The following is a 20,563-nucleotide window of genomic DNA, read 5'->3' as shown; positions in this document are numbered from 1 at the left end:
GGTCAGGCCCGGCACGTTGTTGCTCTGGGCAAAGCTGCACGTCTCTCAGCAGCCAGCAAGGCGTTGTTGTCCGATGGTGTGTGGTGCCTTATCACACGAGCGCGCAGCTGGCCTGACGCGCATTGCCTCCGGATGGCATCATCCGCGCATGCCGTCACCTCGCCCCTCCAAGACTCGTCTCGCCGGCTCGCACGCCGGTGACGTCTCCACCACGCGCACTGCCGAGCAGGTTCGGCTGCGGATTCTGGACGTGATCCGCGCCATTCCCGCGGGCGAGGTTGCAGGCTACGGGGAAGTGGCGATGCGTGCGGGTCTGCCAGGGCGTGCGCGCCTGGTGGCTAAGCTGTTGAGCAGCAACCAGGATGCAGCGTTGCCCTGGCATCGGGTGCTGCGCAGCGACGGGCGCATCGCGCTGCCGGAGGGCTCTGCCGGCTACCAAGCGCAATGCCAGCGATTGCGTTCCGAAGGCGTGCTGGTGGAGCGGGGCAGGGTACGGCGTGCCACTGCAGCGCAACGGCTGGATGCGGCCGTGTGGGGTCCTTCATAAGCCTGCCGTTATGATGAGCGGCAGTCCCGAAGGATGCCGCCATGCTGCCCCAACTGCCGCCCGTCACCAAAGCCCTGCTGATCGCCAATCTCGGCATGTTCATCCTGCAATGGGCGCTGGGTGACCTGGGTGCCGGCCTGCTGCCGTCCGATGCAGCCCTGTCGCCGCTGATGTTGTGGCCGCTCTCCAATGGCTTCGATGCGTTCTCGCCGGGCGCCAGCTTCATGCCGTGGCAACTGCTGACCTATGCGTTTCTGCATGGCGGGTTCAACCATCTGTTCTTCAACATGCTGGCGCTCTTCATGTTCGGCGCGCCGCTGGAACAGACCTGGGGCCAGAAGCGATTCCTGACGTATTACCTCGTGTGTGTGGCCGGCGCCGGCGTGTGCCAGCTGCTGATGGCCTGGTTCACCCAGAGCGGGGCACCGGTGCTGGGCGCGTCTGGCGGGGTGTTCGGCTTGTTGCTCGCCTACGGCATGCTGTTCCCGAACCAGCGGGTGATGCTGCTGTTTCCGCCGATCCCGATGAAGGCACGGACCTTCGTGATCGTGTTCGGTGCGATCGAGCTGCTGCTTGGTGCCACCGGCTGGCAGCCGGGCGTTGCCCACTTTGCGCACCTGGGCGGCATGCTGTTCGGGTGGTTGTTGATCCGCCACTGGCGCGGCCAGCCGCCGTTTGGTGGCAAGCGCGGCAAGGGGCGCAAGCCGCCGCTGCGTGTGGTGCGCTGAATCAAGCGACGCTATGGCAGGTGCGCTGTGAACCTGTAGGAGCGGCCTTGGCCGCGATGGCCTGTCATCGGTAAGGCCCCATCGCGGCCAAGGCCGCTCCTACAAAGCGTGCTTGGCGGTGGTGAGCAACGCGACGGTTCAAACGCCAGACAAAAAAAGAGCGCGGATTCCGCGCTCTCTTCATTGCTGCCGATGATGCTTCGCGCTAACTCAGCGCCAGATCTTCAACTGGTCTGCATCCACACGCTGCATCGGCTGGCCCGGCTTGCAGCTGAAGGTGGCGCCGAACTCCGGCAAGTTGGACAGCGGGCCGTTGGTGCGCCACTGGCCAGGTGCACGGATGTCCGCACTGGCCCGCTGCACCGCTTCGTTCGGTGACAGCTGCTGCGCCCACAGGCCGGCCCAGGCGGTGAAGAAGGCCTGCTTGTCGGCCTGCGTTGCCGCCGGCTGCGCCTTGCTGAAGGCCTGCCATGCCAGCTCCACGCCGGCCAGATCGGCCAGGTTTTCTTCGGCGGTCTGCGCGCCATTGACCTTGGTATTGGGCACACCCGGGTAGGCGTAGGCACCGTACTGGTTGGCCACCTTGCCGGTCAGCAGCGTCCAGCTGCTCTTTTCGGCGGGCGTCCACCAGCTGCGCAGTTCGCCCTTGGCATCGACCAGTGCGCCCTTGGCATCGATGGCACGCGTCATTTCATGCGCCACCAGCGCGCCGTAGGCACCGTATTGCGCGGCCGGCGTGGCGCCGGTGCTCAAGACCGGCGGCTGCAGCACCGCAGCGGTGATGATCAGGCGGTTCTGTGCGATGTCGTAGGCCAGGGCCGGCTGCTGCGGCAGCACGTCCCAACGGCGGTCGGCGTTGCCCTTGCCGATGCGCTTCATTTCTTCCCGGTGACGCCAGGTGGAGGCGATCAGCATGTTGCCGCCGAAGCTGCCACGGCCCATCGGCTGCACGGTGTAGTCGAGGTCGCGGCGCGGTGCGCCCACTTCGATCTTCATTGCGCTCAGCTTGGCCTTGGCTTCGGCGATGACCTCGCCATTGCCCCAGCCGGTGCGCTCCAGCGCGGCCAGCTGCGCATCGCGGATCTGGTCGGCGATGGCTTCGGCCTGGCGGCGGGTGTCGCTGCTGAGGTAACGGCTCACGTACTCGCGGCCGAGCATCGGGCCGGCGGCCACGTTGATGGCATCGAGCACCTGCTGCCAGCGCTGCGGCGGCAACGCGTCGCCGCGCAGCAAGCGGCCGCGGAACTGGTATTCGGCGTCATGGAAGCTCTTGGACAGGTACGGCGCCATGGCATCGCCCACGCGCCAGCGCAGGTAGGCCTTCCACTGCTCGGGCTTGATGCTGACGATCATGCTGTCGAGCTGCTTGAACATCGCCGGGTCGGCCATCGACACCAGGTCGTCCTTGACGCCCTGGGCCTCGAGGAAGTCGCCCAGGCGCAGGTTCTTGTACTGCTTGGTCAGCTCCTTGGTGGCGATCGGCGCGTAGTTGTTGAACGGGTTGTTGATGCCCTGCACGGACTGCGCGCTGCGCGCCAGTGCGGTTTCGATCTGCAACACCGAGGCCGCATCGGCATCGAGCTTGTCGGCCGGGGTGCCGGTCAGCGCCAGGATCTGCTTGACGTAGGCGCGGTAGCGGCCCATCAGCGCCTGGGTATCGGCGTCGGTGCGGGTGTAGAACGCCGGATCCGGCATGCCCATGCCGCCCTGCATGAAGTAACCGATGTGGCGGTCGAGCGCCTTCAGGTCCACGTCCGGGCCGAAGTTGAAGCCGACCGGGATACCGACCTGGTGCAGCGCGGCGATCGAAGCGGGCACATCCTTGGCCTTCTTGATCGCATCGATGCGCGACAGCAACGGGGCGATGGGATTGGAGCCATCCTTTTCCACGGCGGCCTCATCCAGGCCGCTGGCCCAGAAATCGCCCAGCAGCTTCTGCACATTGCCCTGCGGGCTGTTCATCGCCGCATCCAGCAGCTCGCGCTGCTGCTGCAGGGCGCGGTCGGACAGCTGGCCCAGCGCGGTGACCGCGCCAGCCTGCGGCACCGGGTTGCTCTTGAGCCAACCGGCATTGGCGTAATCGTAGAAATCGGTGCAGGCGGCCGGCACAGCCGGGGCCTTGGGGGCTGCCTTCTTCTTGCGAGCGGCGTCGGCGTCGGGGGCGGACAACAGCGTGATCAGGCTGAAGCCAAGAGCGAGGGCAAGCGGACGAATGGTGGGCATCGAGACGAAGGGTGGCCAGATTGAAGTCGGCGGAGTTTAGCAAGGCTGCGCCTCGCGCAGGCAGGCGGCAGCGGCCGTTCGTCCGTGCGAGCGCTCGCTGGCATGAACGCGACAGGCCCGCGGGTGCGGGCCTGTGCGTGATGCGTTGGTACTGGAAGCGATTGCAGACGGTGCCTGCATCGAATTACCAGATCACCACGCGGTCTTTCTCCGGGCGCACCATTGCATCGCCCGGCTTGCAGGCGAAGGCGGTGGCGAACTGCGGCATGTTCGACGGTGATGCGATGGCGCGTAGCTTGGCTGGCGCGTGCGGGTCCGACGCCAGATAGACCATCTGTTGTTGATCACGGACGCGTTGACGCCAGCTGCGGGCGAAGGCAAGGAAAAAGCGCTGGTCGGGGCTGTAGCCGTCGATGGCCTTGGCCCGTTCCGGATGCTGCTGCAAGGCGGTCTGCAACGCGTCATAGGCAACGTTGGTGCCGCCCAGGTCGGCGATGTTCTCGCCAAGGGTGAGTTTGCCGTTGACGTGCAGGGTCGGATGGCTGGGCAGGGGCGCATACGCATCGAACTGTTTGACCAACTGGTTGCTGCGTTGGTCGAACTTGCGCCGATCGTCTGCCGTCCACCAGTTGACGTTGTTGCCTGCACCATCGAACTGGCTGCCCTGATCGTCGAACCCATGGGTGGCCTCGTGACCGATCACCGCGCCGATACCGCCGTAGTTCAACGCATCGTCGGCAGTGGCATCGAAATACGGAGGCTGCAGGATCGCCGCAGGAAAGTTGATCGAATTGGTCATCGGGTCGTAATACGCGTTGACCGTCTGCGGCGTCATCGACCAACGGCCGCGATCGGTGGGTTTGCCGATCTGCGCAATGTCGTAGCGATAATTGAACGTGTCCGCCGCCTGCAGGTTGCCGTAATAGTCGCCGGGTGTGATCTGCAACCCCGACCAGTCACGCCAGGTGTCCGGATAGCCGATCTTGGGCAGGAAGGTCTGCCACTTGGCCAAGGCTTTGGCCTTGGTCTCAGCACTCATCCAGTCGACCTGTTCGATACGTGTCTTGAGCGCCGCGCGAACGTTGTCGACCAGTTCGCTGGCGCGTTGCTTGGCATCTGGCGTGAACACCTTGGCCACATAGAGCTGCCCAACGCCTTCGCCCATTGCGCCGTTGACCGAACGCAGCACGCGCTTCCAGCGCGGCAGCTGCTCTGGCTGCCCGGACAGCGTCTTGCCATAGAACGCAAAGCGATTATCGGCAAATGCCTTGCTCAAGCGCGTGGATGCGTCATCGATCGCATGGAAGCGTAGGTAGGCCTGCCACTGCGCAATGGGCGCGCTGGCCAATGCCTGATCGAACGCGGCAAAAAACCGTGGCTGCGCGAGCGAGAAGCCGCTGCCGACCGGTACGCCTTGGGTGGCGAAAAAATCCTCCCACGGAAAGTGCGGAGTGAGCTTGTCCGCCTCGGCGAGGGTGACCAGGCGGTATTGGTTCTTTGGTTCACGCGCGTCCACGGGGGCCAGCGATGCGGCAGCCAGGCGCGTTTCGAGCGCAAGCACGTCGTTTGCCTGTGTCGTGGCCAGCGCGGCAGGGGTGCCGGTGAGTTCGAACGATTTGGCGATGTAGGCAAGGTAGGCTGCGCGGATCGGCGCGTGCTCCGCACCCGTGTAGTAGTCCTTGGTTGGCAGGCCAAGGCCACCTTCCTGTGTAAACGCAATCTGCTGGTCGGCATTGTGGAAATCTGCACCGGCACCGAACGCAAAGACCTGTGCGTCGCCTTCGCCATGCCGGCTGATGATGTAGGCAGCGACATCTTTGCCGGAGTGCAATGCGGCGATCTTATCCAGCTGCGGCTGGATCGGCTTGGCACCGGCGGCTTCGATTGCGGCCTCGTCCATGCCGGACGCATACAGCGCGCCGATTTTTTGTTCCAGCGATGGGGCTTGTGTACCGGCCTGTTTCGCCGCGGCTTCAAGCAGCTCGCGTTGGATCAGCAGGCTTTTTTCAGTCAGGAGTTCGTCGATGCCCCAGCTGGTGTGGTCGGCCGGAATCGGATTGGCCTTGGCCCAGGCGCCATTGACGAACTCGTCCAGGTTTTGGCACGCGCTGGCTGCAGGGCCCAGCTCGCTGATGTCGAATGCGGGTGTGTCCGCTGCCGTGGCGGGCGGCGCGGCAGGCGCTGCAGTGGCGGCCGATGCAGGGGCGCTCTCTGCATCGGAGGCGCGCTTGCAGCCGGGCAGGGCCACCAGCAGGGCCAGGGCAAGGGTGGAGGTCTTGAGCAAGGGCATGTCTGGCATCGGCGAGGAGATGGATGCCGAGCATAAGCGGACGCGGCCTTGCGAACGCCGGGATTGAGGTTTGTTGAGCTTGGTCAGGCGATAGCGGTTCACGAAGCGCATCCAGTGACTGGATGCTGCAATGGCAATCAATGTCAGTGCTGTACAAGCGCTTGTCTTGAGCGTGCCTGGTAAAGCACTCCCGAGAGCGTTGCAGCGAGATTGGTTGAAGCGCATCCAGTGACTGGATGCTGCAATGGCAATCAATGTCAGTGCTGTACAAGCGCTTGTCTTGAGCGTGCCTGGTAAAGCACTCCCGAGAGCGTTGCAGCGAGATTGGTTGCCGAAGTGACGTGCCGACTTTCAATTGAGGCATTTGCACTGCCAGCGCGGAATAACGAGGTTGCACGCCCGCCAACGGCGCCACAGCACGCACAAAAAAAGCGGCGACCCGAAGATCGCCGCTTTCTCTTAACACGGTTGCGCGATTACCAGATCACAACCTGCTGATCGCCTTGACGCACCATCGCATCGCCCGCCTTGCACGAGAATGCGGCGGCAAATGCCGGCATGTTCGACGGCGCGCCGATGGCGCGGAAGTTGGCCGGCGCGTGCGGGTCGGTCTTCAGGCGCACCACCAATTCTTCCGGGGTAAAGTTACGACGCCACACCGTGGCCCAGTTGAGGAAGAAGCGCTGGTCGCGGGTGATGCCGTCGCTCTTGGGGTCGTCCTTGCCGGCGGTGGCGGTCTTCATTGCGTCATAGGCGGTGTTGAGGCCGCCCAGGTCGGCGATGTTCTCGCCCAGGGTCAGGTCGCCCTTGACCTTGTCGCCTGCCGGCGTGCGGTAGCCGTCGAACTGCGCCACCAGCTTGCCGGTGCGTGCTTTGAACGCGTCCAGATCCTTCTGCGTCCACCAACCCGGATCGGCGATGAAGTTGCCATCGGCACCGAAGCGGCTGCCCTGGTCGTCGTAGCCGTGGGTCATCTCATGCCCGATCACCGCACCGATGCCGCCGTAGTTCATTTCCTCCGGCGCATTGGGGTCGAAGAACGGCGGCTGCAGGATGGCGGCCGGGAACACGATCTCGTTCTGCAGCGGGTTGTAGTACGCGTTGACGGTCTGCGGGCTCATGCCCCATTCGGTCTTGTCCACCGGCTTGCCGATCTTGGACAGATTCCACTTGTAGTTGAACTCGGATGCCGCCATCACGTTGCCCAGGTAGCTATCACGGCTGGTGCTCAGGCCGTTCCATTCACGCCACTTTTCCGGGTAGCCGATCTTGGGCGTGAAGCTTTCCCACTTGGCGATCGCCTTGGTCTTGGTCTCCGGGCTCATCCAGTCGAGCTTTTCGATGCGCGCCTTCAGTGCGGTGCGCAGATTGGTCACCAGGGTTTCCATCTTGGCCTTGGAATCGCCCGGGAAGGCGACCTTGACGTACATCTGGCCCAGCGTTTCGCCGGCCTGGCTGTTGATGGTGGCCAGCACGCGCTTCCAGCGCGGCTTGATTTCCTTCTGGCCGCGCATGGTCTTGTTGTAGAACGCGAAGCTCTCATCCACGAACGGCTGGCTCAGGTACGGCGAGGCACCGTCGACGGTGTGGAAGCGCAGGTAAGCGCGCCAGATGGCCGGGTCGGTGTCGGCGATCATCTTGCTCACTTCCTGATGGAAGGCCGGGATTGCCAGCGAGAACATCTCCGGCGTAGCCACGCCCTGCGACTTGAAGAACTCGGTCCACGACCAGTTCGGGGTCAGCTTGTCGGCATCGGCCGGCGAGATCGGGTTATAGGCGAGCGAGGCATCGCGCGACATCTGCGTGCTGGTCTTGGAGACCTTGGCCAGGCGGGTTTCGAACGCGACGACCTGCTTGGCCTGCGCGGTGGCATCGGCGGCGGCAACGCCAGACAGTTCCAGCACCTTGGCGACGTGCGCCTGGTAGGCGTCCAGCTTGGCCTTGTTGCCGGCGCTGGTGTAGTACTCCGGGTCCGGCAGACCCAGGCCACCCTGCATCGCATAGGCGATGTTCTGGCTGGACTTCTTGAAGTCCGCTTCCGCGCCGAAGCTGAAGAGCTCGTTGTTGCCCTTGGCCGCGCTGCTGCGCAGATAGTCGACCAGCTTGGCCTGGTCGCTGATGGCGTCGATGGCGGCCAGGTCCGGCTTCAGCGGCTCGATGCCCTGGGCGTTGATCTTGGCTTCGTCCATGCCGGTGGACCACAGGTCGCCGACGATCTTTTCGACGCCGGTGGCACCGGTGTCTGCAGCGGCCTGTTCGGCCAGCTGCTGCTGGATCGCGTTGGAGCGCTCGTCGAGCATTTCGAACGCGCCCCAGCTGGTGCGGTCGCCCGGCACCGGGTTGGCAGCCAGGAACTTGGCGTTGGCGTAGGCGTTCAGATCGGTACAGGCATTGCCGTTGGGATCCAGATCGGCCGCAGTGAACTGATTCACCGCCGGCAGCTTGCTCTGGTCCAGGGTCAGCGTCTTGGGTGCGGCGGCCGCGCTGGCAGCGGCATCAGGCGCGGTGGCCGGTGCGGCGTCTTCGGGCTTCTCGCAGCCGCTCAGCGCGGCGGCGACGGCCAGGGACAGCGTCAATAGATGAGGGGTACGAATCACAAAGGCTCCAGGAGCAACAGTCAATTGGGAAGCCCCGTCACAGCGGAGCCGTGGCGGCACTCTACCTTTCTGTATGACAGCACGCATGGTGTCGAAGGTCATGGGTAGGCAATGTCCAGAGGGGCTGGCCCTTTGTGACCTTCGGTGCAGCCGTGGTGCACAAGGGCGGTGCACACGGCCGGCATTCGGTGGTTCCGCGTCCTGCGTTGCGGCGTTGGCGCGTGTTGTGCTCCTTGGCCTGACCATCGATTCCCGTGACTTCGTGGAACCCCTTGATCGCGATGAGCGCCTGAATGGTCCAGCTGCGCGCGCGGTGCTATATACACGCGCATGCCTACCGCTTCCGCACCGTTGGATGCACTGATCATCGGCGCCGGCCACAACGGCCTGGTGTGCGCCGCCTACCTGGCCAAGGCGGGCAAACGGGTGCTGGTACTGGAGGCGCGCGATGTGGTTGGCGGCGCGGCGGTCACCGAAGAGTTTCATCCCGGGTTTCGCAACTCGGTGGCGGCCTACACGGTCTCGTTGCTGCAGCCCAAGGTCATTGCCGATCTCGCCCTGGAGCAGCACGGCTTGCAGGTGGTTGCGCGCCGTATCAACAACTTCCTGCCACTGCCCAATGGCGAGTATCTGTTGGCCGGCGCGGGCCGCACCGCGATGGAAGTAGCCAAATTTTCCGCACGCGACGCCGCTGCACTGCCAGCTTACGAGGCGCGCCTGGAACAGCTGGCCGATGTCTTGCGTGCGTTGGCCTTAGAGCCGCCGCCCGATGTCACCGAGGGTGGCTGGCTGCGCGCGCTGCCGCAGCTGTGGCGCGCCGGCAAGGTGGGGCTGCAGCTAAAGGAATTACCGCTCGCGTTGCGGCAGGACCTGCTCGACCTGTTCACCATTTCCGCAGCCGAGTACCTGGATCGCTGGTTCGAAAGCGCGCCGATCAAGGCGCTCTTCGGCTTCGACGGCATTGTCGGCAACTACGCCAGCCCTTACGCGCCAGGCACGGCGTACGTGTTGTTGCATCACGTGTTCGGGCAGAGCAACGGCGTCAAGGGCGCCTGGGGCCACGCCATCGGCGGCATGGGCGCGATCACCCAAGCCATGGCGGCCAGCGCGCGTGCAGCGGGTGCGCAGATCCGCACAGGCTGTGCGGTCGTCCAGGTGCTGGTGGAGGAAGGGCGTGCGGTGGGCGTCGTCACCACCGGTGGCGAAACACTGCGCGCGCGTGCGGTGGTGGCCAACGTCAACCCAAAGCTGCTGTATGAGCGCCTGATGCAATCGCAGGATGTGCCAATGGACACCCGCGAACGCATGGCGCATTACCGCTGCGGATCAGGCACGTTTCGGATGAATGTGGCGCTCGCGCGCCTCCCCGATTTCAGCGCATTGCCGGGGGCAGGCGAGCACCTCACCGCCGGCATCATTCTCGCGCCCAGCCTGGACTACATGGACCGTGCCTGGCAGGACGCGCGCGCGTTCGGCTGGTCGCGCGCGCCGGTGGTGGAATTACTGATTCCCAGCACCCTGGATGCCAGTCTGGCGCCTGCCGGCCAGCATGTGGCCAGCCTGTTCTGTCAGCACGTGGCCCCGGTGTTGCCAGACGGACGGCACTGGGATGACCACCGTGAGGAAGTGGCCGATCTGATGATCGCGACGGTGGAGCAGTACGCCCCCGGATTCGCCGCATCGGTGCTCGGCCGCCAGGTGCTGTCTCCGCTCGACCTGGAACGCATCTTCGGCCTGATAGGCGGCGATATCTTCCACGGCGCACTCAGTCTCAATCAGCTGTTTTCCGCACGCCCGATGTTGGGGCAGGGCGGCTACCGCGGCGCCGTCCCCGGGCTCTACCTATGTGGATCGGGCGCGCATCCCGGCGGTGGGGTGACGGGAGCGCCTGGACATAATGCGGCGCGGGTGATTTTGGGGCATTGATAGGTTGCGAGTTGCAGCACCCCAAAAAAGAAGGCTCCGGAAACCGGAGCCTTGGAGAGGTCTCAACTGCCCGGAGCGTCGATGACGCTCCGGGTTTGTTGCGCTATCAGAAGTCGTAAGACGCGGAGAGACGTAGGTAGCGCGGCGTGTTGTAGCTGTAGTCCTGCAAACCGATGCCATACGTATTGGATACAAGGCCCGGGTCGGTCTCATAGACGCCATCAACACGGTTCGCGCTGCGATCGTTCAGCACATTGAAGATCTGCAGACCAACGGCCAGCTTGTGGTCTGCAAACGACGGACGATAGGTCACGCCAAGATCCACATTCTTGATCCAGGGCGTGCGGCCTGCGTCGCCAGGATTGGAAGGCTGACCGCCGCAGTAATGATAGGCGGAGCCATAGCTGATCGGATCCTGGCCATTCTCAAAGTACCCAAGGCATGTTCTTGGCGTACCGGACATCACGCGCAGCGTTGCCGATGCCATCCACTCCGGGCTGATCTGATAAGCACCAAAGGCCTTGAGTTGGTGGCGACGATCATTGGCGAGGCTTCCGCCGGCGTAATACATCAGTGCCGCAGCATCCCAGTCCTGTGTCTTGGACACGTCCGCCTGACCAAGATCCGACTTCACCTGACCTTCGGTGTTGCCGTAGCTGTGCGACCAGGTGTAATCGACGCGGCCATACCATTTTTCGTCGAACGGGTGTTCCAGGAACAGGTCGACCGAGACATAACTACGCTTGGCCTTATCGGTGAAACCCCAGTCCTGCTGCGACATTTGCACCTGCGTGTAACCGGAGCCGTCGGCATTGGCCAAGCTATAGGTGTTGGTTTTGCCGGGATTGAACATGACGCAGCCAGGAATATCGACTGCATCTGGATTTCCACCCGTGGCGACGAGCTTGTCGGCAATCCTTGCGGTGTCGCAGACGTCGTCAATCGCGCTCTGCAGCTTGCGATATGTGAACTTGGCGCCCGAGTTCCAGCTTTCGCCCAAGGTCTTCTCGAAGCCAAGGATGAATTCGTCCTGGTATTGCGATTTCAGGTCGGTGGGCGCGAAGGCATTCGGATCAGGTGCCTGCCCGTATTCGCCATTGGAGGAGACCGGGCCGGGACCGATGGGCGCTAGGCCGGTTGGTTCGCCATTGGCGTCGATGCCCGTATAGGTGAAGTACTCATCTGTATAGGTCGAAGCCGAGGCACCACGAACTGCAACGCTGTTGGGAAGGGCAAGATAATAACGACCCAGATTGGCAAACACCTTCAGAGAGGAATCGCCAAAGACATCCCAGCTTGCGCCAAAACGGGGCGCCCACTGGTCACCACTGTCGACATATTCGACATGATCACTGTTGTAGTTGGTGAACTGGTCGTTACGGATACCGAGTGTTAACAGCCACTTGTCGTTGACCTGCCAACGATCCTCAAGGTAATACGCCTTTTGCTCAACGGCCATGCTGGTTGTGGTCGTGAAAATGCGCTGCTGTGCGTAGTAACCGTCCGACCCAGGCCCCGTGGCACCGACCCCGAGACCGGGCCGCACGGCGGTCTGCTCATCGGCCGCTCGTCCGTAGATCCACTGGTAGCCAGGGCCCGTGGTGCGGACGCCTTCGTCGTAGGCGTTGAAATACATGTTGTCCACGCCTGCGGTCAGGTCGTGGTCACCCAGCCGATAGTTCAGCTCCAGCCTCAGGCTGCGGGTCTTGTTGATTGGATCGTCAGCCTTCGCCCGATTGGTCGCCTGATTGTTGCGAATCGGCGTGCCACCGGTGATGGCCGGATTCTGGCTCGTCACACTTCCGAGAAACGGCAAGTCAGAAATGAAGGGATTGAACTGCTGATTGTGCTGCGTGCTGCGGCCCCACGTCGCGTTCAAGGTCAAGTCGTCGGTGATGTAGCCGGTGTACTTGAAGATGTCGTAGGTGTCTTTGATTTTAAATGTGTCAGGAAACGTCCCAGTCGGGCCTCCACGGACTAGGCCGTCGTAGTCGAAGCTGGTGTAGGAACCACTGCGCCGGTCGGTGTTCTGAATTCGGGTGTACTCAACGATGTTGTTATCGTTGATATTCCAGTCCAATTTTCCGTAGAACTTCGGCGTGCTGTACTCGTAATTGTTGCGGGCCTGGATGGAGTCACTACTCGCATTGGTGCTGACACCGTCAACCTTCTCGGACTCGCCTGCCACAAAGATAAACAGGCGATCTTCGATCAGAGGGCCGCCCGCGTAGGCGCTGTAGACGGTACGCGTCTGCGTATTGTCCTTGCCAGCCCGATACAGCGTGCCCGGCTGGTCAGGTGTGTCGTATTTGTATCCAGCAGGCAGCGTGGCATTCGGAAACCACACATCTCCCCGCGAGCTCGCCAGCGAGTCGGGTTCCCAGACAGACTGGACACCGAAGTGCCACTCATTGGTGCCGCGCTTACCAAGCTGATTGATCACGCCGCCGGTCGAGCGACCGTATTTTGCGCTGTAACCACCGGTGTAGGTTTCCTGCTGGTCGATCGCACCGTATGGCAGGCTGACGCCACCGAGGTTGCTGAGCGGATTGCTGACATTGAAACCGTTGATGTAGTAGGCATTTTCGGTGACGCCCGAGCCGCCGAACGACACTACCGAGCGGGAACCGTTATTGAATGCACCAGCGCCCGACACTGCGCCGGGAGCGAGCAATGCGATCGCTTCCGCACTCCGTCCCAACGGCAGGGTCGCCAGCTGTTCGGAGGTAATCACCGAACGCGATGTGGTCGAGCTGACATCGATCTTCGGCGCATTGGCGGCGGTCACCGTGATCGCGCCGAGCGTCGTGGCGTCGGCAGTACTTGAGCTGCCGGCATCCGCAAACGACACTTCTGTGCCGGAACCGACGCGCAACTGCACGTTCTTGCGGGTATCGACGACCTGATCACCGCGCTTCAGCGTGACGGTGTAGGCGCCCACCGGCAACGAACCTAGGTTGTAGCGGCCATTCGCATCGATGGTGATGGTGCGGCTGAGGCCTGTATCGCTTTGCACAACGATGGTGCTGCCGGCTTCGCTGGGCGCGCTGCCGTAGATGCTGCCGGTGGTGCTCTGCGCATACACCGCGCCGTTGGCTAGGCACGCACCGAGCACGACAGCGAGAGCGGTGCGCTTGAGGACCTGGCGACGAAATTGATTGCTCATTCCTAACCTTTGAACTGGGAAATCGGGGAAGTGGCGGTCACCGAAGAGTCAGATGGCCTTAACCCGAACGTAATGAATCTGTGCCCGCCGTTGCAATAGCTATCAACGGTTCATTAATGAAATGACGGACATCCGCGTTGAAAGTGCGGAAGTCAGCACAATTCGGTGCCAGTTTGCACAATGCATGACGATTGGCGTCTGTGAATTCATCTTCGTAATCTCTTCAGATAACAGCCGATTAATGTGAGATCCATCAGTTATTGGTTTCAGTAAAAACCAATAAGCACTGCAATAGGTTTCGAAAGAAACTAAAAAGGCCCCGACAAGCGGGGCCTTCCGGTGCTGCGGCTAATGCCAGCACTTAGAACTTCACAGTCGTCCCCAGGTAGAAGAACCGGCCCACGTTGTCGTACAGCGCGGAAGTAAAGTCCGAACCGAAGTAGTTACGCGGCGGGTCCTTGTCGAAGGCGTTGTCGATGCCGAGATACACATCGATCTTCGAGCCGGGGAACTGATAGCCGAACTGGAAGTTGTGGTACGTGTACGAGCCGTTGCGGATCGGGCTGGCCGAGCCCGGGTTGCTGTTGTAGCTCTCCGGGGTCACGCGCAGGTTGCCGTCCACGTAGTTCATGTCCCACGAGGCGCGCCATTCGTTCCAGTTGTACTTGGTCTGGAACTGCGCGCGCCAGCGCGGGTCGGTCACGTAGGTCACGTACTCGTCGTACTCTTCCGGGAAATCCTGGAACACCCACTCGCGCGACTGGATCAGGCGCGTGCCGACCAGGCGCAACACGGTGTTGCCTTCGCCCAGCTGGAAGCGGTAGTCCATTTCCAGATCCACGCCGACACGCCGCGAGCGCGCCAGGTTTTCGTTGAGCGCCTGCCACCCGATGATGCTGTGTTCGGGATAGATCCGGCCTTGCGGGTCAGTGAAGCCACCCAGCGGTGCGCGCTGCACGAAGCCGCAGAAGCTGTTGTTGATCCCACCCGGGTTGTCCACGCAACGCGTGGCATTGGTTTCGGCCGTCACCGAGCCAATCGCGTCCTGCAGGTCGATGCGCCAGTAGTCAACCGACATGCCGAAACCTTCGAAGAACTCCGGCTGCCACACCAGCCCGTACGACAGGCTGCGCGCGCGTTCCGGCTTCAGTTCCGGATTGCCGCCGCTCACGCCGGGGCGGTTGGCGGTGTAGGTATCGATCCAGCCCACCGGAACGCCCAAGGCGCTGCAATTAGCCTGGCGTAGCGCCACATCGCCGGCGGTGCCGGGACGATTGCTGTTGCTGGAGAGGTAATTGCAGGGGTCATTGATGGTGGCGAAGTTTTCGCTCTGCGAGTCGTACAGCTCACCGATGCTGGGTGCGCGCACCGCCTGGGCCAGCGTGCCGCGCAGACGCAGCGACGGGATGATGGTCCAGTCCAGGCCGATGTTCCAGGTCTTGGTCGAGCCGATGCTGCTGTAGTCCGAGTAGCGGCCGGCCAGATCCAGTGCGAGACGATCCACGCCGGGCAAACCTGCCAGTAGCGGAATGGTGCTCTCCACGAACACTTCCCGCACGGTGTACTCGCCGCCGCTGTTCGGGATGGCATTGAGGAAGGTCACGCCCGATGCGGCCAGCGGATCGGTGATTTCTTCGCTCTGTTCCTTGCGGTATTCCACGCCACCGGCGATGCCGATGTCACCGGCCGGCAGCGACAGCAGGTTGCTGTTGGCCACCGATGCGCTGAAGACCGTCTGCTGGATCTTGGCCTGCGAGCGGGCGGTGGTGTTGAACCACGCTGCTGCTTCCGGGCTCACCGCGCCGTTGCCGAACACGCTGAAGGGCACGCAGCCTTCGCGGGCCAGCGCCGAATACACACGATTGGTGTTGGGGTTGATGGCATTCGGATCGAGCGTGGTACGGCACACGATATTGCCGCTGGCATCACGTGCCGCATCGATACCGGCCTGCCAGCGCTCGTTGATGCGGTTGTTGAGGTTCTGGCGGTCAACCGTGGTCTTGCCGTAGTTGGCCGACACATCGTAGGTCCAGTTGTCGGTGAAGTTACCTTCGGCGCCGAGCACTGCACGGTAGGTCTTGCGTTCGATGTTTTCGCCGCGCCGACCGGCATCGACGTTGAAGCGATTCATCAGGATCTGCGTGGCACCGCGTGAATCCATCAGCGCACCGAGTTCGGGACTGACATACGGGTTCTGCCGACGCACGCGCAGCGAGCTGTCGAAGGCGGGCTGGCCGAAGAATTCCGAATCGGTCTCGCTGTACTTGCCTTCGAAGACCAGGCGATGGTTCTCGCTGAGCTCGAAGTTGACCATCGTGTTGACGCTCTTGCGATCGAAACCGGGTTGCAGATCGGCCACGGCGTTGAGGTCGGCAAAGTCGCAATCCACGCACGAGGTGTTGCTCACCACGGTGCCGTCATAACGATTACGGCGGAACGTGCCGTCTTCATTGAACAGGTAGCGGTTGCCGTAGCTGGCTGGGTTGCGGAAATCGAAGGTGCCCAGGTTGAAGGTGCCGCCGTAGCTGGTGGAATGGTTGCCACCGGGGCCGCTGAGCACGTTCTGCGGGTTGCGTTCGCTGGGCGGACGGGTCGGGTCGTAGGCGGGGTTGGGCACCGTCACCAGGTATTCGCGGCCGATGGCGCGGTTGCCGCGGCCAAAGCGGTCCTGCTTGCTGTATTCGCCGGAAACGGCGATGTTGCCGCGCCCACCGGCAAAGTCGGCGCCTGCCGAGAAACTGGCGAAGGAGCGGTTGTAGTTGCCTTCGTCGGCCAGGCCGGTTTGCGCGCGCGTTTCAAAGCCGGTGAACGATTTCTTGAGGATGAAGTTCACTACGCCCGCCACCGCGTCAGCCCCGTACACCGCCGAGGCGCCGCCGGTGATGACTTCCACGCGCTCGACCCATTCCACCGGAATGGTGTTGACGTCGACCGCGGTGGAGCCCGGGCTGGAACCCACATGGCGACGACCGTTGACCAGCACCAGCGTGCGATCCACGCCCATGCCGCGCAGGTCGAGCAGGCCCAGGCCCGCGGTGCCGATGAAGCGGGTGGAGTTGCCCAGCGTGTAGCTCGGCGCCAACGCCGGCATGCGTGCCATCAGGTCGCTGATGGTGGTGGCACCGGTGGCGCGGATTTCTTCTGCGGTGATCGCGGTGACCGGCGATGGGGTGACAAAGCCGGTACGCGCGATGCGCGAGCCGGTGACGGTCACCTTGTCCAGATCGGTGGTGTCCGGGGCAACGCCATTTTCGGACTGCGCAAGCGCGTGGCCTGCGGGAACGACCAGCACGGCGAGCAACGCCGCGCTCAAACGGTGACGACGGGTACGGTGCAGAGAACGACTCGACATGCCTTGCGGATCCTCGCTGGGTTGATGCGACGGCCGCGCTCGCTGAGCGCCGGCTGAACTGATTTTTGAACGTAACAATTCCTTAATCGTGTGTCCACCTTTGTGAAATATGTCGCGCATTGACACGGTTGAGGCAGCCGGCTCAGCAGGGCAAGGCAACACAAATCGCTCAAGCAACAGCGGCTGCGCCGGTACACTTGGCGGTCCATGGCGGATCGCGCCGGCCGTTGTTGCCGCTGGGCGTCGTCGACTTCAGTTGGGTAAGGCAATGAGCAGAAAAATCACACGCGCAGCGCCAACTGCGCAGCCGAGGCGCCGGGCATGAGTACCGAGCGCAGGATCGCCGCGCACGCGGTGCAGGGCGCCCTCGCGCCGCACGCGCGCATCCGCAACGTGATTGCGGTGGGCTCGGGTAAGGGCGGGGTGGGCAAGTCCACTACTGCGGTCAATCTGGCGCTGGCGCTCCACCAGCAGGGCGCGCGGGTTGGTGTGCTCGACGCGGACATCTACGGGCCGAGCGTGCCGGCGATGCTGGGGTTGAGCGGCAAGCCCGACAGCCCGGACAACAAGTCGATCGAGCCATTGCGCGCGTTCGGCATCGAGGCGATGTCGATCGGCCTGCTGGTCGACCAGGACACACCGATGATCTGGCGCGGCCCGATGGCCACCTCGGCGTTGACCCAGCTCTTCAACGACACGCTGTGGGACGACCTGGACTACCTGCTGATCGATCTGCCGCCAGGCACCGGCGACATCCAGCTCACCTTGTCGCAGAAGATCCCGGTGGCCGGTGCGGTGATCGTCACCACGCCGCAGGACATCGCCACGCTGGATGCGCGCAAGGCCTTGAAGATGTTCGAGAAGGTCGAAGTGCCGGTGCTGGGCATCGTCGAGAACATGGCGGTGCACACCTGCTCCAACTGCGGGCATCGCGAACATCTGTTCGGCGAAGGCGGCGGCGAGCGCATGGCCGCGCAGTACGGCGTGCCGCTGCTGGGGTCGCTGCCGCTGGATATCGGCATCCGCGAGCAGGGCGATGCGGGCCAGCCGATCGTGATCGCCGCGCCGCAATCGGCAGCCGCGCAGGCCTATCTGGCGGCGGCTGCGCGGCTGTCGGAGGAGCTGGGCAAGCGCCCGCGCGCCAGCATCCCGATTTCTGCCTCGCTGCTGTAACCGCCAAGCGAGGTGTGACCACGCACGCTAGACTTTGCCGCCCTTCGCGCGGGCCGCTCGGCCCGCCGCCTTCCGTCTTAAGGAACACCGCATGAGCATCAAGAGCGACCGCTGGATCAAGCGCATGGCCGAACAGCACGCCATGATCGAGCCGTTCGAACCCGGCCAGATCAAGCACGACGCCGCCGGCCAGCGCATCGTCAGCTTCGGCACCTCCAGCTACGGCTACGACGTGCGCTGCTCGCGCGAGTTCAAGATCTTCACCAACATCAACTCGACGATCGTCGACCCGAAGCATTTCGACCCGGGCAGCTTCGTCGACATCGAGTCCGATGTCTGCATCATCCCGCCGAACAGCTTTGCGCTGGCACGCACGGTCGAATACTTCCGCATTCCGCGCGACACGCTGGTGGTGTGCCTGGGCAAGAGCACCTACGCGCGCTGCGGCATCATCGTCAACGTGACGCCGCTGGAGCCGGAATGGGAAGGCCACGTCACGTTGGAATTCAGCAACACCACGCCGCTGCCGGCGCGCATCTACGCCAACGAAGGCGTGGCGCAAATGCTGTTTTTCCAGTCCGATGAGGTGTGCGAAACCTCGTACAAGGACCGAGGCGGCAAGTACCAGGGCCAGACCGGCGTGACCCTGCCGCGCACGTGATGCAGTGATGCGGCCGTGACCCTGCCTCAGCAGGTCACGGCCGTGCGCTGCCAGTAGCGCAGCAGTTGGCGCACGCCAGCGGCGATCAGAAACGCTGGCCACCAGGTCGACACCAGGTTGCCAAGATCGAAACGGGCCAGCCCGAGGTTATCCAGCAGGAATAAGCTGCCCAGCGTGATCAGAAACAGTGCAGGAATCAGGCGGTAGCGCATGGCGATGTCCTCGGTAGGTGTGAGGCCATGCTGCGCGCGATGCGCGCGCCGATCAGGTGCCGGAAGTCAACAATTGCGGATGACAAAGGTCATGTCGAAGACCGCAAGGTCATGACTGCATTGGTAACCATGTCGCCTTCGGTTGATCGCTGGCAATCAGGTCGTCGACGTCTTCAGGGGTGCGGAACCCCTGTTTTTTCTACGGTGCAGTCGAAATGCGCATGAGGCTTCGCGCGTACCCTCATCCGCCCCTTCGGGGCACCTTCTCCCGATGGGAGAAGGGATCTTGGCGCTCTGATTACGCGCGGGGCTGATCGACTGCTCACCCCATTCCCAATTCCCGGCTACTTGCCCCGCCCGAACAACATCCCCACGCCGCAAGCGACCAGCGCGGCCGGCCACCAGGTGGCTATCAGCTTGCCCAGGCTGAGATTGGTCCAGCCCAGGTTGTTGGCCAGAAACAGCAGGCCGACGAGGATCAGGATCAGCGCGGCAACGACGTTGGATTTCATGCGGGCAACAGATGGGAACGGGCGCCTATCGTAGCCGTTGCGCCCACGCCGCGACACGCTCCTGCAGTGCATCGGGCGCAAACCGTTGCGCGCTGCCGCTGCCCCACACCGGCCCGGGCCAGGCCGCATCGCCGGGATGGCGGCCGACCAGGTGCACATGCAGCTGGCGCACGATGTTGCCCAGCGCGCCGATATTGAGCTTGCTCACCTGCGGCTCGACCCGCAGCAGCTGCGAGAGCTGGTTGATCTCCGCCAGCAACAGGCGCTGCTGGCCGCCATCCAGATCGATCCATTCGCTGACCTCGGCCACCCGCGGTACCAGTACCAGCCAGGGGAAGCGGGTGTCGTCCATCAGCCGCACCTGCGACAGCGGGCCCTCGGCGACGAAGACGCTGTCGGCGGCCAGCCGCGCATCCAGTTCAAAGGCGCCCGTGGCCGGCGCATTCGAGACGGGGGCGCTCATCCCAGGTGGGCGTCGAAGAAGCCCAGGGTGCGCTCCAGCGCCCGCTCGGCGCTGTCGGCGTCGTAGTGGGTCGGGTCGATGCTGCGATTGAAGGCGTGCCCGGTCGGGTAGACGAAGGTCTCCATCTGCGGCAGCTTTTCGCGGTGCGCCTGGATCGCTTCGGGCGGAATGCTGCTGTCCTGCTCCCCGAAGTGGAACATCACCGGCGCCTTGGGCGTTTCGTCCAGCAGCTGCGTATTGCGGCCGCCGTAATAGCTCACCGAGGGCAGCCCCAGACGGATCGCCGACAGCAGCGCCACCGAGCCGCCCCAGCAATAGCCCACTGTGCCCACCTTGCCGGCACGGGTCAGCAGGGTGGCGGCAGATTTCACCACCTCCACCGCGCGTTCCAGGCCCACCGCGTTGGCCAGCGCCAGGCCGCGCTTGAGGCTTTCCTGGTCGTAGGGCAGCTGCACGTCCTTTTCTTCCAGGTCGAAAAAGGCCGGCGCCAGCACCTCGTAGCCGCGTGCGGCGTAGTCATCGGCCACCGCGCGGATATGTTCGTTGACGCCGAAGATCTCCTGGATCACCACCAGGCCGCCGCGCGGGCTGGTGGCGGGGGTGGCGTGCCAGGCGGCAACCTGGCCGTCGGAGGTGTCGAGCGTGGTCCAGTGACCCATGGGAATTCCTGATGTGCAGCGAGGGAGGCGCGCATTATCGACCGGACCGGCATC

Annotated in this window: 14 protein-coding genes; 5 read left to right on the top strand and 9 right to left on the bottom strand. The window is 63.5% G+C overall.

The annotated features are described in order from the left end of the window. The first annotated feature begins 148 nt into the window (after window positions 1-148). Entirely contained in the window at window positions 149-547 is a 399-nt protein-coding gene (locus QRM60_RS07720; protein WP_285445899.1) for an MGMT family protein, read from the top strand. Between the two features lie 44 nt (window positions 548-591). Then, on the top strand, window positions 592-1,275 hold the full coding sequence (locus tag QRM60_RS07715; protein ID WP_029216918.1) for a rhomboid family intramembrane serine protease: 684 nt from the start codon (window positions 592-594) through the stop codon (window positions 1,273-1,275). Window positions 1,276-1,485: 210 nt separating this feature from the next. Here the strand turns inward: QRM60_RS07715 and QRM60_RS07710 are convergent, their stop codons facing one another. The 3 genes from QRM60_RS07710 to QRM60_RS07700 form a co-directional block, all read right to left on the bottom strand. Further along, window positions 1,486-3,498: a M13 family metallopeptidase gene (locus QRM60_RS07710; protein WP_259175852.1), complete on the bottom strand. Its 2,013-nt coding sequence runs from the start codon at window positions 3,496-3,498 to the stop codon at window positions 1,486-1,488. A 184-nt stretch (window positions 3,499-3,682) separates the two neighbouring features. After that, window positions 3,683-5,788 (bottom strand): M13 family metallopeptidase, encoded by a 2,106-nt coding sequence (locus QRM60_RS07705; RefSeq protein WP_103699989.1) that lies wholly within the window; start codon window positions 5,786-5,788, stop codon window positions 3,683-3,685. Between the two features lie 476 nt (window positions 5,789-6,264). Further along, a complete protein-coding gene (locus QRM60_RS07700) occupies window positions 6,265-8,364 on the bottom strand; it encodes a M13-type metalloendopeptidase (protein WP_285445923.1) in 2,100 nt (699 codons plus the stop codon). 351 nt (window positions 8,365-8,715) lie between these two features. Here QRM60_RS07700 and QRM60_RS07695 point away from each other — a divergent pair, with 351 nt between their 5' ends. Then, window positions 8,716-10,311, top strand: coding sequence for an NAD(P)/FAD-dependent oxidoreductase (locus QRM60_RS07695; RefSeq protein WP_285445898.1), 1,596 nt, complete (start codon window positions 8,716-8,718; stop codon window positions 10,309-10,311). A 106-nt stretch (window positions 10,312-10,417) separates the two neighbouring features. Here QRM60_RS07695 and QRM60_RS07690 read toward each other — a convergent pair whose 3' ends face one another. Both QRM60_RS07690 and QRM60_RS07685 read right to left on the bottom strand, forming a co-directional pair. Beyond that, window positions 10,418-13,477: a TonB-dependent receptor gene (locus QRM60_RS07690; RefSeq protein ID WP_285445897.1), complete on the bottom strand. Its 3,060-nt coding sequence runs from the start codon at window positions 13,475-13,477 to the stop codon at window positions 10,418-10,420. Window positions 13,478-13,838: 361 nt separating this feature from the next. Further along, a complete protein-coding gene (locus QRM60_RS07685; protein ID WP_285445896.1) occupies window positions 13,839-16,829 on the bottom strand; it encodes a TonB-dependent receptor in 2,991 nt (996 codons plus the stop codon). Between the two features lie 321 nt (window positions 16,830-17,150). On the opposite strand from QRM60_RS07685, the gene apbC reads away from it, so the two are divergent. Together apbC and dcd are read left to right on the top strand one after the other, a co-directional pair. Beyond that, window positions 17,151-18,002: an iron-sulfur cluster carrier protein ApbC gene (apbC, locus tag QRM60_RS07680; RefSeq protein WP_115005885.1), complete on the top strand. Its 852-nt coding sequence runs from the start codon at window positions 17,151-17,153 to the stop codon at window positions 18,000-18,002. A 91-nt stretch (window positions 18,003-18,093) separates the two neighbouring features. Continuing rightward, window positions 18,094-18,663, top strand: a complete 570-nt coding sequence (gene dcd, locus QRM60_RS07675) for a dCTP deaminase (protein ID WP_010366727.1) — start codon at window positions 18,094-18,096, stop codon at window positions 18,661-18,663. Window positions 18,664-18,689: 26 nt separating this feature from the next. On the opposite strand, the gene QRM60_RS07670 is transcribed toward dcd, so the two are convergent. The 4 genes from QRM60_RS07670 to QRM60_RS07655 form a co-directional block, all read right to left on the bottom strand. Further along, the gene (locus tag QRM60_RS07670) at window positions 18,690-18,875 is read right to left on the bottom strand and encodes a DUF5668 domain-containing protein (protein WP_115556359.1); all 186 of its coding nucleotides are present in this window, start codon (window positions 18,873-18,875) and stop codon (window positions 18,690-18,692) included. Between the two features lie 344 nt (window positions 18,876-19,219). Then, window positions 19,220-19,387: a DUF5668 domain-containing protein gene (locus tag QRM60_RS07665; protein ID WP_011037698.1), complete on the bottom strand. Its 168-nt coding sequence runs from the start codon at window positions 19,385-19,387 to the stop codon at window positions 19,220-19,222. Window positions 19,388-19,412: 25 nt separating this feature from the next. Next, window positions 19,413-19,850, bottom strand: coding sequence for an HIT family protein (locus QRM60_RS07660; protein WP_285445895.1), 438 nt, complete (start codon window positions 19,848-19,850; stop codon window positions 19,413-19,415). Beyond that, complete coding sequence (locus QRM60_RS07655) at window positions 19,847-20,509, bottom strand: dienelactone hydrolase family protein (RefSeq protein ID WP_115540601.1); 663 nt, start codon at window positions 20,507-20,509, stop codon at window positions 19,847-19,849. Before QRM60_RS07655 ends, QRM60_RS07660 begins: the two co-directional genes overlap by 4 nt. Window positions 20,510-20,563: the final 54 nt, after the last annotated feature.

The organism is Xanthomonas sp. fls2-241-TYG-148 (assembly GCF_030208815.1).
GTDB classification, from domain to species: domain Bacteria; phylum Pseudomonadota; class Gammaproteobacteria; order Xanthomonadales; family Xanthomonadaceae; genus Xanthomonas; species Xanthomonas campestris.
This window is presented reverse-complemented; position numbering and strand designations above follow the sequence as displayed.